This window comes from Mesorhizobium sp. P2_A12 (assembly GCF_056405075.1).
In genome coordinates this window covers 564433-578370 of record NZ_JBFUCU010000002.1, presented here as the reverse complement: position 1 = coordinate 578370, position 13938 = coordinate 564433, and the positions used below count along the sequence as shown (strand labels likewise).

Sequence of the window (13938 nt, the reverse complement as noted above, 5' to 3'; positions counted from 1 at the left end):
CTCGTATGCCGTTCGAGAGCATCTGAAGCACGATCGCATTTGAACGCTCGCAATAGATGGAATTGGAAAATGGAAATTCTTATAAACATGGCGAACATCATGTATGTGGTCGCTTACTTCACGTTGGATATTTTGCGGCTGCGGATTCTAACGACTGCAGCAGCAATCTGTCTCGCCGTGTATTTCTACAGCCAGCCGGCACCGCTCATGAACGTGGTCGGCTGGAATGTCTTCTTTGTGCTTCTGAACCTCATCCAGATCGGCCGCATCTTGACGTCTCGCTACGTTAAGGTGCGGTCATACTCTCGCCAGGAAAATGCCAGCGGGCGTATGCGAAATGGCGGCTTTTGAACGACATTGGCGCTCGAAACCGAGACATCAAGTATGAGGCGCATAGTTCCGGACAGGTGTGATCAGCGGCTGCCGGCGACTGACGCAGCCCTCACACGGCCAGGCTCCCCTGCTCCGCCTCCTCGGCGTTGGGGTCGCCCGGGGCCGTTGCCCAGGCGAGTTCGACCAGCGTCACGGTACGCCGGCCTACCCCGTCGAGCTGGCAGACGATGAGGCCTTGCTCCTCGATATAGGTGAGGAGACGCCGGGCACGGCGCAGCGAGTGGGAGCCATAGGCGCGGGCGATCGCGGCGTCGCTGGGGCAAGGCCAGCCCTCCTTCGCCGCCCTGGCGATCATCATGAACACGCCCTGCATATCATCGGGCAGCAGCGAGGCGCGCACCGAGACGTCCTGCCAGGCGTCGTCCCCTGCAGCCATGTCAGAGCCGAGCCCGGCGCGGGCGCGCGTCAGCATGCGGCGGAACTCCGGCAGGTCGGGCACGACCGAGGCAAGGCCCTCGATGCGGCAGCGCACCACGAACTCCTGATAGAGCACGCCGATGACACGGAAGCCCGCATCTGGCTGCGCCAGGATGGCGCGCAGCACACGGTCCACACGCTCGCGGCGCTCGGCCAGATCCTCGGCGCTGATTTGTGGCTCCGCCGGCTCGGGGCGGATTTCGAGTGCCGCCGACTTCGCCGCCATCAGTTGATCGAGCAGGTCCGGCGACGACCGGCGCTGCGCCCGCACCGTCTCGGGCGGCGGCGCTGCCAGGATGATGGCGCGTGCGTCCTCCAGCGCTGCTTCCGGCAGCGGCATCAGGCGCGGCGTGCCGTTGCGCGGACTGGTGTCGGTCGGGCCGATGCGCAGGCCGAGCGGCCGGCGTGACAGCGCCGGACCGAGCGCCATGAACTGGCCGCGTTCCAGGTCGCGAAACGCCTCCGCCTGGCGCCGCTCCATGCCCAAAAGGTCGGCGGCGCGCGCCATGTCGATATCGAGGAAGGTGCGGCCCATGAGAAAATTGGACGCTTCGGCAGCGACATTCTTGGCGAGCTTGGCCAGCCGCTGCGTGGCGATGATGCCGGCAAGCCCGCGCTTGCGGCCACGGCACATCAGATTGGTCATGGCGCCGAGCGAGAGTTTGCGCGCCTCGTCCGAAACTTCGCCGGCCACCGCCGGTGCGAACAGCTGCGCTTCGTCCACCACCACCAGCATCGGATACCAGTGGTCGCGGGCGACCTCGAAGAGCCCGCCGAGGAAGGCGGCGGCCCGCCGCATCTGGTTTTCGGCGTCGAGCCCCTCGAGATTAAGCACGGTGGAGACGCGATGGATGCGCGCCCGCTCGCCGGCGCTCTGCAGGCCGCGCTCGGTATGCTCCTCGGCATCGATCACCAGATGGCCGAAACGGTCGCCCAGCGACACGAAGTCGCCTTCGGGGTCGATGATGGTCTGCTGCACCCAGGGGGCGCTCTGCTCCAGCAGCCGCCGCAAGAGATGCGACTTGCCGGAGCCCGAATTGCCCTGCACCAAAAGGCGCGTCGCCAGCAGCTCCTCGAGATCGAGCGTCGCCGCGGCGCCTGCGGTCGTGTGTCCCATCTCGATCGCAACGGTCATCTCGACTCAGGCGCTCCTTTCGCAGACGGGCTTATCAACCCGATCACAGCCCGTCGAGCGCGCATGGCCGCCCGCGCCGTGTTGCGCACAGCCCAAGGAACGGTCTCCGGATCATCGACAACAAGGGAACCCTGTGGATAGTAACCACCTGTTCACCATGTGACGGCGTTCCGATTGAAGCCGCGCCGCATCCGCTTAGCCTGACCTTGCATCGCGTCCCCAACGTGGTGCGTCCCAACCGCCCCCTGGCGACCGACGTTTTCAAGTTCCCTCTCGCAGTATATGTCGGTCGCCAACCTCGCCTGATCCCGCCAAGTTCCGACATCGTCGAGACTCGCCCGCTGGCGCAAACTTTGGGTTGACCGCCCCGGAGCGCGAGGCGACACTTCCCCAACGCTGGAAGTGCGAGGAGGAAAAGCGATGGACGAGCCCGAACGGTGGCGCCACATGTCGACGGCGCCGAGGGATGGCAGCCGCATCCTGGTCACGGTTCGCCCGTCCGAACAGGGGCCGGCGGAAGTCGACCTCGCCTATTGGTCGCGCGCCGACCAGTTCGCCAGCGAAGGCTGGCGCGCGTCGGACTCCTCGCCGGGACGCGTCGTAGAATACGCCGAACCGGAACTGAAATGCTGGATGCCGCTGCCGACAGCCAATCTCAGCCGCGCCTCCATGCCGGCGCCCTGGGAGGGCGACGACGCCCAGCAGCTCGACGGCTCGGGGATTTGAGGCGCGAAGCCTTAGGCATCAAGCGAAGTCTTGCAGGTTGGCTTCCCGGAGCTTGGCGCCCGCCAGCAGGGCTTCGAGCACCTGCTTCTTGAGATTGAGGCACTGCGAGCGGGCAAGTTTGACGATGCCGGAAACGTCGCTTGCCTCGCAGGCATGAACCAGGTCCTTCTGCTGACCGATGATCAGCTGCGTGAAGTCGCGCGACCTGAATCCGAGGTGGAGAACCCTCTCCGACTGGTCGAGTATCTGGCCCAGCAGCTGCGCCAAGCGTGAATTTCCGGATAGCTCCGCCAAGGCAAGACGGAAGGCGCGATCCGCTGCAAGGAATGCAACGTGGCTGCGCAGCGTCTCCGGCTTCAGCACCTTCCTCGCCGCCTGCCTGACATCTTCGAGCCCCCGCTCGGTGAGGCCCGACGCAGCCACCCTGAACACTTCCGGCTCGATCAGACTGCGGACATCGAAGATCTCGGTGACATCGCGCAGCGTCAGCGGCGTGATGACGTAGCCACGGCGCGGCTCGCTCCTGACCAATCCCTCCTGCATCAGCCGGGTCAGCGCCGCGCGGATCGTCGCCTTTCTGATCAGATATCGATCGCCAATCTGCTTTTCCGTCAGCGTTTCACCAGGGCGCAGCACGCAGGCGACGATGTCGCTCTTCACCTGCTCGTACGCCTGCTCGCTGCGCAGCAGGTCGGCGGTCGACGGCGCTGCGGCCGTGCCGGCGGACAGTGCCGGTTTCGTCGATGCGGCAGTCAAATCACGACGAGTCATGCTTGTTCCGTTCTGGCGATCCGGTTGACGCCGCCATCGACTTTGAGTAGCCTTGAGCATCTCAGATCAATCATTTGATCATCTCAAAAGGGATAACGGCAATGGCTGTTCCGGCTGGCTCGCCTCTCTACGCGGTTGTGGATGATATCGTCAACGCCGCCGGAAGTCCCGATCCCCTCGCACGAATAAGGGCGGTGCTGGGCGACCATACGAACCGTCTTCATGCATTGGGGGTGCTCGTTCATGAAGAAGAAGAAGACGAGGTGCTTCTCCACGCAAGCCGGAATTTGACGATCTATCACATCACGCTGTCGCCCGGTCTGCAGTACCCGCCGCACAACCACCTCATGGACGCGTTGATCGGCATCTACAGGGGTGGCGAGACGAACTTCATCTATCCCAATGCCGCCAGCGAACTCGATGCTCCGCAACGGCAGGACGCCACCGCGCCCACCGTGCTGCACCTGCCCCCGCATACCGTGCACTCGGTCGCCAACACCGGCAGTGCACGGTCGGGCGCGCTTCATGTCTATCTGGGCGATCTCCCGGCGACCCACCGACAACTCTGGGATCTGCAAAGCAATCAAGCCGAGCCGTTTGACAACGATCGCTATCTGGCTGGCGCTCAGCCCATCGAGCGATCTTGAGGCAGGCGCCCTTCTCCCACAAACAGGGGGAGAAGGGAGAGCCTTCCCCTCAGAACAGGAACGACGCCGTGGCGGGGTTTGGGCCGGTGCGGCCGTTTGGCGAATCCATGCCCCGGATCGTCTGCAGGTCCTGCGCATCCAACTCGAAATCGAAGACATCGAAATTGGCTGCGATGAGATCCCTGCGGATCGACTTTGGGATGACGATCAGCCCTTCCTGAAGGTGCCAGCGGATGATCGCCTGAGCCGCGGACTTGCCATGCTTCCTGGCAATGCCCGCGATGGTCGGGTCGCCCAGCAGCCGGCCGCTGCCCAGCGGGCTCCAGCTTTCGATGCGGATATCGTGGCTGGCATGAAAATCCCTGACGCCGCGCTGCTGGAACTGGGGATGCAGCTCGATCTGGTTGACCACTGGCGTCACGCCGGTCTCGCCGATGATCCGCTCCAGATGGTCCTGGTTGAAATTCGAAACGCCGATCGACTTGATGCGGCCGGCCTGCCTGAGTTCGACCAGCGTCTTCCACGCCTCGACATATTTGTCCTGGCTAGGCACCGGCCAGTGGATCAGGAACAGGTCGAGTTGCTCGATGCCGAGCTTCTCCATCGTCTCGTCGAAGGCGCGCAGCGCCGCATCGCGCTGGTGTGCGCCGTTGCGCAGCTTGGAGGTGATGAACAGCTCGCCTCTCGGCACGCCGGCGCTGCGGATCGCCTCTCCGACCCCATCCTCGTTCCGATAGCCCTCGGCGGTGTCGATCAGACGATAGCCGGCCTCGATCCCCCAACCCACCACCTGCGCGGTGATATCCTGGTCGACTTGCCACACGCCAAGGCCGAGTTGGGGAATGGCGGAGCCGTCGTTCAACGGTATCTGTTCAGGCATGGCTGTTCCTTTGCAAAAGATGATCCGGGCGGTCCGCGCGGCGCATGCCCTATCTAGGTTCGACAGGGAGCAACGACCAGTCGACAGCGGTCGAATTCGCCGGGTGCAAGCTCACCTCGGCCGGCGCACCGCCCTCACCACCCCGGCCGATACGCTGCCGCAGAACAGGCGTTCGCCGCCATCGGATTCCAGCCCCGAGACGCCCATGCCGGCCGGCATGTCGAGCTTCTCCAGAACCTTGCCGGTTTGCGGGTCGACGCGGCGCAGATCGCTCTGCTCGCCTTCCCAGGTGGCGTGCCACAGTTCGCCGTCGACCCACGTGACCCCGGTGACGAAGCGGTTGGATTCGATGGTGCGCAGGATTGCCCCGGTCTCGGGATCGATCTGGTGAATTTTGCGCTCCCGGTACTGGCCCACCCAAAGCGTTCCTTCGGCCCAGGTGAGCCCGGAGTCGCGTCCGCCGCCGGGCGCCGGAATGGAGGCCAGCACCTTGCCGGTGTCGGGGTCGATCTTCTGGATGCGATCCCCGGCAAGCTGGAAGAAATGCCGGCCGTCATAGGCGGTGCCAGCGTGCGCGGCGACATCGATCGAGCGCAGCGCCTGCCCGCTTTCCGGATCGAAGGCATTCAGTTTCTCACCGGAGGCAAACCAGACGTTGCGCCCGTCGAAGCTTACCCCGTGCACGGTGTCGACGCCCGGAAAGGGTCCGTATTCGCGCAGAATTTCGGCCGCTGAATGTTTCATGTCTTTGTCCTCACTGAGATGATCGGGCATTTTCGGGGATCATGCTCTAACCGTTTGGCAGCGGGGCCGGGAGTAACAAGGTCGTCGTGAAACCGGCCACAGGCGGCGTCATCCAGCGGCGCGCCCGGCCGTGCCCGAACGACTGCACCTTGCCGGCCTCGCCAAGTTGCTCGAGCGCCCGCTGCACGCTGCGCTGGCCGGTGCCAAGCGCCAGCGCCAGCGCCGAACTCGCCCAGGATTCACCATCGGCAAGCAAGGCCAGCACCGCGGCGTGCCGCTCCTCGATCGGCCGTGCCAGCACCACCACTTCGGGCGCCTGGCGCGGCGCCAGCGCAAAGCCTTGGCTCGTGGCATTGATGTCGGCAAGCGTGCGCAGTTCGGCGCGCAACCGGCCGATCTCGACCCGCAATCGCGCCCGATGCGATTCATCGGCGTGTTTGCCGCCAAACGCCTGTGCGATAAGCGTCGCCCGCGAAACATCCGCGGGCCATGCTTCGGCCAGCGTGCGCACCAGCGCAAACAGCACCGGGCGCGTTGCCAGCGAGACCATCGTTTCCCGTTGGCGCACGAGATAGCGCAAGGCATCGACGACCAACGCCGGCGACGCCTGCAGCGCCTCGACCTCCTCGAGCAGCAGCGGGCGCTGCTGGTCGCGCGCGATCAGCCGCGCCGCCGGCGCGTCCAGCGCCAGGAAGGCGTTGTCGACCTCGGCCATCAGCCCCGGGATGCCAGCCCGGCGAGCGGCGTGGCGCGCCCACTCCAACGCGGTACGCGCAGCCCTTGTCTTGAGGCGCCTCATCGCGATGCCGGCGACGGCCAGTTCGTGCGCGGCTCTCGAGGCTGGCGGAAGCGGCGCCGGATCGAGCCCGGCCAGCACGTCTTCAGCCTCATCGAGGCGACCAATCAACAGCAGGAGCCGGACCTTGAGGTGGCCGGCATGCGCGGCGTTCAGCCGATCGCCATGCTTTTCCAGCGTCGCCCGCGCCGGATCCAGCGCCTTGGCGGGCCAGCCGAGGTCCCGCGAGACCAGTGCGATCTCCGCCTCGGCGACGACGCATCTGGCGCGCGCGACCGCCTCTTTCGGGCCGAAGGCGCGTGCGGCCCGCCGCAGCAGCGCCTTGGCGCGGTCGAGGTCGCCGAGCTGCGCCATCGCGATGCCGCGCAAGGCCAGCGCCGGCGCGTCCTCGCGCAGGGCGACACGATCCAGCGCGCCGAGCGGATTGCCCGCGGCCAGCGCCAATGCCGCTGCCGTGATCAGCGAGTCCATTCAAATCCCGTCACACTTGTAACTCCCACCCCTGCATTCCACGCCCTAACTTAAGTCATGACCGCCCCCCAGCAAGCCGTATCAGCAACAGGTAGCATACTAGGGAAAACGGCAATGACTTGGATGATGACCTAGCCATCAGGACTGGCTGAAGGCGCCGTAGCCGCCGTTGACGCCAATATCGGCATTGGCTAGCCTGAGCATCTCAGGCAAAGATATTAAGCTTCTCACAAGGGAAAAACAGACAATGCCTGACTCCGACGATCTGCCCCTCCACGCGACGAACGACACGGTCGAGCGCGCCGGACGCCACCCCTGCTGCGGCGGGCCTGTCCATTCAAATCCCGTCACACTTGTAACTCCCACCGCGGCACTTCATCGCCCTACCCTGCCTCACGATCCGCAAGCAACGACACGCCGCCACGGCGCGACAGACTGACAAAGGAGAAGAGCAATGACCAAGCACACCACAATGAAGACCCCACCAGTCGTTTCACAGCAGGCGTGGGAAGCCGCGCGCGAAGAGCTGCTGGTGAAGGAGAAGGCGACGCTGCGCGCCAAGGACGCGCTGGCCGCCGAGCGCCGGCGCATGCCGTGGATGGAAGTGGACAAGGCCTATGTGTTCGAGGGGCCGAATGGCAAGGCGAGCTTGCTCGATCTGTTCGAAGGCCGCCGCCAGCTGATCGTCTACCGTGCCTTCTTCGAACCGGGGGTCCATGGATGGCCCGATCACGCTTGCCGCGGCTGTTCGCTGGGTGCCGATCAGGTCGGCCATCTCGCCCACCTCAACGCCCGCAACACCACGCTTGCCTACGCCTCGCGCGCACCGCAGGCCGACATTACGCGGCTGAAGAAGCGGATGGGCTGGGAGATGCCCTGGTACACCATCACCGACAGCTTCGACAAAGACTTCGGCGTCGACGAATGGCACGGCCACAACGTCTTCATCCATGACGGCGACCGTGTGTTCCGCACCTATTTCATCAATAGCCGGGGCGACGAGGCGATGGGCACCGTGTGGAGCTACCTCGACGCAACGCCGCTCGGCCGCCAGGAGATCTGGGAAGACTCGCCCGAAGGCTATCCGCAGACCCCGCTCTACAGCTGGTGGAACTGGCACGACAATTACGACGCCGCGCCCGACCAGAAATGGGCCGAAGTGTCGGCTGCCGGCGAAGCGGCATTCCGGGACAAGGACGGCCAGTAATAACCTGTCGGGAAAGGGTGGCGCACGCTCATCCAGCTTGGTTTCCTCTCCCTCACGCAGTGGGGGAGAGGTGGCTCGGCGAAGCCGAGACGGAGTGGGGGCTGGGCCCTACGAAAGCCCCCACTCCGGCCGCTTCGCGGCCACCTCTCCCCCGCCTCTGGCGAGGGAGAGGAACCCAAATCCTGGTCTCGACACCGCCATGACCATCAAGGAAAAGACCATGAGCGATACCCATTCTGGCACCAGCAGCGAGACCCCTGAAAATATTGCCTCTCTCGGCCTCGCCGACTGGCTGTGCCTTGCCGCGGCACCGACCTTCGCCCTGATGGCGCTGTTCGCCTGCATTCAGAATGGTGACGTGGCCATGCTATGCATGGCTGCGAACGCCTCACCGCTGACCAGCATGCCGGTGATGTATCTCCTTATGAGTGCCTTCCATCTGGCGCCCTGGCTGAGGGTGATGTCCGGCCGGCCGGTCCGGCAATGAGGCTGGTCAGGCTGAGAGCGCCGGGTGGCTTGGACAAGCTCGAACTGGTCGAGGAAGACCGTCCCCAGCCAGGGCCGGGTGACGTGCTGGTCAGAATCCGGGCCTGCTCGTTGAACCTGCGTGACGATTTCGTCGTTCAAGGCAAGGTGCCGTTCGCCGATGGCCGCGTTCCGCTGTCCGATGGCGCGGGCGAGGTGGTCGAAGTCGGCGACAATCTCGATGCGTTCAAAGCTGGAGACAGCGTCGTCAGCACCTTCTACCCCTGGTGGCTGGGCGGTGACATGACGCCTGCCACCAGGCGCGACATACCGGGAGAAAGTTTTGACGGCTTTGCCAGCGAGTATGTGTGCATGCCGGCGCAGGCCTTCACCAAGGCACCATTGGGCTACACGCATGTGGAGGCGGCAACGCTCACCTGCACCGGGGTCACCGCCTGGCGCGGCCTGGTTGTGTGCGGCAAGGTGAAACCCGGCGATACGGTGCTGGTCCTCGGCACGGGCAGCGTATCGCTGTTCGCGCTGCAATTTGGCAAAGCCGCCGGCGCCAGGGTCATCGCCACGTCTTCGGACGAGCAGAAGCTGGAAAGGCTCGGGCGCCTCGGAGCCGACGCCGTCATCAACTACAAGGCCGTGCCGGACTGGGGCCAAAAGGCCCGGGATTTGACGGACGGACGCGGCGTCGATCACGTGATCGAAGTCGGCGGTCCCGCAACGCTGGCGCAGTCGATGGCGGCCTGCCGAACGGGCGGCCACATCGCCCTGATCGGCGTCCTCACCGGCTTTGCAGCTGATGTCTCGATCCCGGCCTTGTTTTCAAACCAGATCCGCATTAGCGGGATTTCGATTGGCAGCAGAGCGGACCAGGAGGACATGATCAGAGCGATAGAGGTCAACCATGTGAAACCGGTCGTCGATCGCCGTTTTGCGCTTCAGGACATCGCCGCCGCCTTCACGCATTACGAATCCCAACAGCATTTCGGCAAGGTCTGCCTAGAACTTTGAGCGCTCCGAAGGCGACAGCCCCACGGCCCGCGCCGATCATCCATCAGCAACAGCTAATTGACAGCCCGAAGGAAACGGCGCTGACTGGCTGAACAGGTGGATCGCACATCAGGCGGGCGATATCGACCGCCGGCTTCACCTTGGGGAGGATGCCATGCCAACCGTCATTGGCCATCACAACATCACGAAGGACAGCAAGCACTGGCTCAGTTCACCCAAGCGCAAGGAGCTTTTCGGCGCCCTTGGGATCACCAACATCCGCACGTTCGTCGATCCCCAGAATCCGAAACGCGTGGCGGTGCTGATGGACGTCCCGGACATGGATGCCCTTGCGACAATGATGCAGAGCCAGAAAGCCGCCGACGCGATGGTCTACGATGGCGTGGTGCCGGAATCGCTGGTGATCCTGGTCGAAGCGAAGGGCTAACTCCCCGACCTAATGCAGGTGCCTGAGCTTGTCGGGGTTGCGCACCACATAGATTGCCGAGATCTTTCCGTCCTCGATGTCGAGTGCGGTCGTCTGCAATTCGCCATCGGCTTCCAGCGTGATGAAGCCGGGCAGTCCATTGACGAAAACCACACGAACAAGCGTCGAGGCGTTCTTCTGCAGCCATTCCGCCACACGCGCGTATTGCTGCATCACGGCATCGAACCCCAGGACCACTTCCGTGGCTGCCGGACGCTTCCCGCCGCCATCGGCATGGGCGCTGACATCGGCCGACAGCATCGCGCCAAGCGCCTTCATGTCGCCGCTGCGCGAGGCGGCGAAGAAGGCCTCGGCAAGCTCGAGGCCGCGTTGCCTTTCCACCTTGAAACGCGGTCTCGCCTGGCGGACATGGGTGCGCGCGCGGGCAGCGAGTTGGCGGCAGGCGGCGGGCTCGCGCTGGATGGCAGCGGCGACCTCGTCGAATCCGAGCCCGAACACATCGTGCAGCAGAAAGGCTGCCCGCTCGAGCGGCGAAAGACGTTCCAGCACCAGCATCATCGGCAAGGTGACGTCTTCCACTTCGTCCTCTTCCACGACGGGATCGGGAAGCCAGGGACCGACATAGGTCTCGCGCAGGCGGCGCGCGGATTTGAGTTGGTCGAGACAAAGCCGCGTGACCGTGCGGCGCAGGAATGCCGCGGGCTCCCGCACCTCGCCGCGGTCGGCCCGCATCCATCGGATGAAGGCCTCCTGCACGACATCCTCGGCATCCGCCACGGAGCCAAGCATGCGGTAGGCGACGCGCATCAGCGTCGGACGCAGCGGGTCGAAGGCTGCCGCCGCATGCCCGGTCCCTGCGCTCGTCATCAGGCGGCCGCCGCCTTGGCCGCGGACCTTATGGCCGCCGGATCGGCCCAGCCACCGAACCCAACCGCAAGGCGGTTGTAGCCGTTGATCACATTGATCATCAAGGTGAGCTTGACCTGTTCTTCCGGCGTGAATTCAGCCTCCAGGGCCTCATAGGCGCTTTCGTGCGTATGGCCTTCGCTAATCCGCGTCAGCGCCTCGGTCCAGCCGAGCGCGGCACGCTCACGATCGGTATAGCAGGGCGCCTCGCGCCACGCCGACAGCAGGTAGATGCGCTGCTCGGTTTCGCCGTCCTCGCGCGCAAACACCGTGTGCATGTTGAGGCAGTTGGCGCAGCCATTGATCTGGGATGCACGGATCTTCACAAGCTCGGCCAGGCTGGGCTCGAGGCTGGAGGAAATGGCGAAGGATGCGCGCTGCCATTCCTTCATCAGCGAGGGGGCAGCGGCGAAGAGATCAAGTTTTGCGGTCATGATTGGCTTCCTTCTGTTGGTGCCGACCTCATGACGAGGCAGGATCCGCCAGTGTGACATTCACGCCAGGTTTTTATCGCCAGCCAGCGCGAGAGATCGCCCCGGCACCTGGTATCGGCCGTCGGCGACGCTTGCCTAGGTCGCGATATCGTTGACTGGCAGCAATGGCTTGGGGAGGTCAACCTCACCAAGCCCGGTGCGCAGTTCGATCTCGATGTCGCGACAGATCTGCGAGATCGGAACATCGTTGGCGTTGCCCTCGAAAGGGTTGGCACTGCTCTCGCCGACCTGGTCGAGAGACATGTATGCCCACCCCAGGAGTGTGCTGAACGGGATCGTGAGCCAGATCGCGGTCGGGCCGAGTGCGCCACCCAATTTGCCCATGTCGGCAAAGACTGGAACGACGCCAAATGGCAGCAAGGTGCAAAAGATCATGACGAACAAGGAACTGACTATGGCGTATTGCCGGGGATATGGATTGTTCTTGATGCGGTCGCAGCGCGCCTGCTGATCATGGAAGTCGCGGATCAGCTTGGTGAGTTCGACGTACACCTGCGCAGGGATTTTGGCGTCCTTGAACAACGCATTGACCTGGACCGATTGCATTTCGAGCAGGATTAGCGCTGGACGAGGCGACTTCAGGACGTCGTCGGCTTGTTCGCCCAACAGCGGACGCAGTTCGTCGGTGATCGAGCCCGCATCCTCCTGGATACGGTAACGCCGCCGGAATTCGACATTGGCCGCCCGCCCCATGGATTCCCACGGCATCGGCCGCCGCAGGGCGAACCGGAGGGCCGTCAACCAGGCGAGATGGCGGTAGATGAGTTGCCTGGCTGTCGGCACATCGTTGAAGTCCCTGCAGAAATTGGACCACAACCGGCTGCTGGCTGTAATTTGCGCAAAGGCCTGCAGCGCTTCACTGCTGCGGGTGAATACTTGCGAATTCTTGAACCCGGCAACGAGTGACACGGTGGTGCCGAGCACGAGCACGACCGACCATGGCACCGAAAACCCGGCGATGCCCGGCAGACGGTAGGCCGCCACGGCCAGTGCGCTCACCACCACCATGTAGATGACACTGCCCCGCGACCAGAGAGCGAAATCTACCACCTTGTAGGAACGGCCTACATACATCGGATGCCCTCGAAAGCGTGAACGACAAGCGAATCAAGCCATCACGCCTAGCATACCGTTTGCTCACCATGAATGGCCGTCTTGGCATGAAGCCGAAGGTTGCGGGCCGATTTCCCAAAGCGCGTCGCGTCCACTCTTACCCAAAAAACATGGGCACGGGGTCGCCCCCGTGCCCATGGCTTTTCACCTACCTCAATTGCACTTCGGCTTGGCGCCGTTGCAGGCGTCGACCAGTTCGGCCGGCGGATCCTTGTGGAACACGGTCTTGAAGGACTCCAGCACGTTGGACTGCACCACCGGCAAGGACTGGACACCGACCCAGGCGGGCGTGGGTTCACCGATCAGCGCCTTCATCATGGCAAGCGCCTCGGCGACACCCTGGTCATAGGGACGCTGCGAGCCGGTTGCCTTGAGCGGCCCACCCTTGGCGATTTCGATCGCCGACTGCAGGCCGAGATCAACAGTGGTGATCGGAATGTCGATGCCTTGCGCGCGCATCGACGACAGCGTGTCGAGCGCCGGCTGATCCCACACCGCAAACAGGCCCTTCACATCGGGATTGCCGGTGAGGAAGTCACCGGCGATCTGCGACACCTTGGAGGGATCGGTGAAATCAACCTGCTTCATGACGATGTCGGGCCGGTTCTTCTTCATCCACTCGCCGACGCCCTTGGTGCGCTCGTTGGTGCTGAAATAGTCGACGCCGAAATTCACCAGGCCGATCGTGCCGCCCTTCGGCATGCAGGAAGACAGGATCTGCGCCGCGATCTGGCCGTTGCCCTGGCTGTCGGCCGAGATCATCGAGGCAAAATCCTTTGGAGATTCGAGGCCAACCGGGATGCTGTCCATGAACACCAGCTTGATGCCGGCCTCCCCCACCTTCTTGTAGGTCGGCGCGGTCGCAGTGAAGTCGACCGGGATGGAAATGATGCCGTCGGGATGCTGCTGGATGGTATTCTCGATATCGGCGATCTGCTTGTCGACCTGATATTCGGCGGACGCGACGCCGGTCACGGTCACGCCATACTTGGCCAGCGTTTCGCTGATGCCTTGCACCTGCAGTTGCGACCAGTCGAGGTTCACCGTCTGCATGGAAATGCCGACCTTGAACTTGCCGGCCTTGACCTTGGCGGCTTCGTCGTCGCTCAACTTCAACTCATCGGGCGAGGCTGCCTTTTCACCGTGCGGGCCCTGGCCGACAATGCCCTTGGGACCGAGCGTGGCCATGTCGACGCTGGTAACGCAGGTTTCCGGCGTTTGCGCCGAGCTTAGGGATGTTGAGAGCGCGAACGCGCTGGCGGCGATGCTCAATCCTAGGAAAAGCGAGTGGATTCGTGCCGAGTGCTTCATGACTTTCCTCCG

General features: G+C 63.9%; 16 protein-coding genes. 7 read left to right on the top strand and 9 right to left on the bottom strand.

Annotation, left to right across the window (positions count from 1 at the left end; translation table 11 throughout):
* Positions 1–69 precede the first annotated feature (69 nt).
* Complete coding sequence (locus AC1DZU_RS07645; protein ID WP_477283249.1) at positions 70–351, top strand: hypothetical protein; 282 nt, start codon at positions 70–72, stop codon at positions 349–351.
* A 91-nt stretch (positions 352–442) separates the two neighbouring features.
* On the opposite strand, the gene AC1DZU_RS07640 is transcribed toward AC1DZU_RS07645, so the two are convergent.
* On the bottom strand, positions 443–1945 hold the full coding sequence (locus AC1DZU_RS07640; protein ID WP_477283247.1) for a helicase HerA domain-containing protein: 1503 nt from the start codon (positions 1943–1945) through the stop codon (positions 443–445).
* 420 nt (positions 1946–2365) lie between these two features.
* Here AC1DZU_RS07640 and AC1DZU_RS07635 point away from each other — a divergent pair, with 420 nt between their 5' ends.
* On the top strand, positions 2366–2671 hold the full coding sequence (locus AC1DZU_RS07635; protein WP_095091288.1) for a hypothetical protein: 306 nt from the start codon (positions 2366–2368) through the stop codon (positions 2669–2671).
* 18 nt (positions 2672–2689) lie between these two features.
* Here AC1DZU_RS07635 and AC1DZU_RS07630 read toward each other — a convergent pair whose 3' ends face one another.
* Positions 2690–3442 (bottom strand): GntR family transcriptional regulator, encoded by a 753-nt coding sequence (locus tag AC1DZU_RS07630; protein WP_477283244.1) that lies wholly within the window; start codon positions 3440–3442, stop codon positions 2690–2692.
* 101 nt (positions 3443–3543) lie between these two features.
* Between AC1DZU_RS07630 and AC1DZU_RS07625 the strand changes: the two genes are divergently transcribed.
* Positions 3544–4089 (top strand): autotransporter, encoded by a 546-nt coding sequence (locus tag AC1DZU_RS07625; RefSeq protein WP_477283242.1) that lies wholly within the window; start codon positions 3544–3546, stop codon positions 4087–4089.
* A 49-nt stretch (positions 4090–4138) separates the two neighbouring features.
* Here AC1DZU_RS07625 and AC1DZU_RS07620 read toward each other — a convergent pair whose 3' ends face one another.
* The 3 genes from AC1DZU_RS07620 to AC1DZU_RS07610 form a co-directional block, all read right to left on the bottom strand.
* The gene (locus AC1DZU_RS07620; protein ID WP_477283240.1) at positions 4139–4969 is read right to left on the bottom strand and encodes an aldo/keto reductase; all 831 of its coding nucleotides are present in this window, start codon (positions 4967–4969) and stop codon (positions 4139–4141) included.
* A gap of 111 nt (positions 4970–5080) precedes the next feature.
* Entirely contained in the window at positions 5081–5713 is a 633-nt protein-coding gene (locus tag AC1DZU_RS07615; protein ID WP_457153097.1) for a Vgb family protein, read from the bottom strand.
* A gap of 46 nt (positions 5714–5759) precedes the next feature.
* On the bottom strand, positions 5760–6980 hold the full coding sequence (locus tag AC1DZU_RS07610) for a helix-turn-helix domain-containing protein (RefSeq protein ID WP_477283238.1): 1221 nt from the start codon (positions 6978–6980) through the stop codon (positions 5760–5762).
* A 454-nt stretch (positions 6981–7434) separates the two neighbouring features.
* On the opposite strand from AC1DZU_RS07610, the gene AC1DZU_RS07605 reads away from it, so the two are divergent.
* The 4 genes from AC1DZU_RS07605 (at position 7435) to AC1DZU_RS07590 (ending at position 10102) form a co-directional block, all read left to right on the top strand.
* Entirely contained in the window at positions 7435–8187 is a 753-nt protein-coding gene (locus AC1DZU_RS07605) for a DUF899 domain-containing protein (protein WP_477283236.1), read from the top strand.
* A gap of 220 nt (positions 8188–8407) precedes the next feature.
* Complete coding sequence (locus tag AC1DZU_RS07600) at positions 8408–8674, top strand: hypothetical protein (protein WP_477283296.1); 267 nt, start codon at positions 8408–8410, stop codon at positions 8672–8674.
* Positions 8671–9675 (top strand): zinc-dependent alcohol dehydrogenase family protein, encoded by a 1005-nt coding sequence (locus AC1DZU_RS07595; protein WP_477283234.1) that lies wholly within the window; start codon positions 8671–8673, stop codon positions 9673–9675. Before AC1DZU_RS07600 ends, AC1DZU_RS07595 begins: the two co-directional genes overlap by 4 nt.
* A 154-nt stretch (positions 9676–9829) precedes the next feature.
* Positions 9830–10102: a hypothetical protein gene (locus tag AC1DZU_RS07590; RefSeq protein WP_477283232.1), complete on the top strand. Its 273-nt coding sequence runs from the start codon at positions 9830–9832 to the stop codon at positions 10100–10102.
* 9 nt (positions 10103–10111) lie between these two features.
* Here AC1DZU_RS07590 and AC1DZU_RS07585 read toward each other — a convergent pair whose 3' ends face one another.
* The 4 genes from AC1DZU_RS07585 to AC1DZU_RS07570 form a co-directional block, all read right to left on the bottom strand.
* Positions 10112–10969 carry a sigma-70 family RNA polymerase sigma factor gene (locus tag AC1DZU_RS07585; RefSeq protein WP_477283230.1) on the bottom strand — a complete coding sequence of 286 codons (858 nt, stop codon included), beginning with the start codon at positions 10967–10969 and terminating at the stop codon, positions 10112–10114.
* Positions 10969–11442: a carboxymuconolactone decarboxylase family protein gene (locus tag AC1DZU_RS07580; RefSeq protein ID WP_477283228.1), complete on the bottom strand. Its 474-nt coding sequence runs from the start codon at positions 11440–11442 to the stop codon at positions 10969–10971. The genes AC1DZU_RS07585 and AC1DZU_RS07580 overlap by 1 nt, the downstream gene beginning before the upstream one ends.
* A 135-nt stretch (positions 11443–11577) precedes the next feature.
* Positions 11578–12510, bottom strand: a complete 933-nt coding sequence (locus tag AC1DZU_RS07575; protein WP_477283226.1) for a bestrophin family protein — start codon at positions 12508–12510, stop codon at positions 11578–11580.
* Between the two features lie 258 nt (positions 12511–12768).
* Positions 12769–13926 carry a substrate-binding domain-containing protein gene (locus AC1DZU_RS07570; protein ID WP_477283224.1) on the bottom strand — a complete coding sequence of 386 codons (1158 nt, stop codon included), beginning with the start codon at positions 13924–13926 and terminating at the stop codon, positions 12769–12771.
* Positions 13927–13938 lie beyond the last annotated feature (12 nt).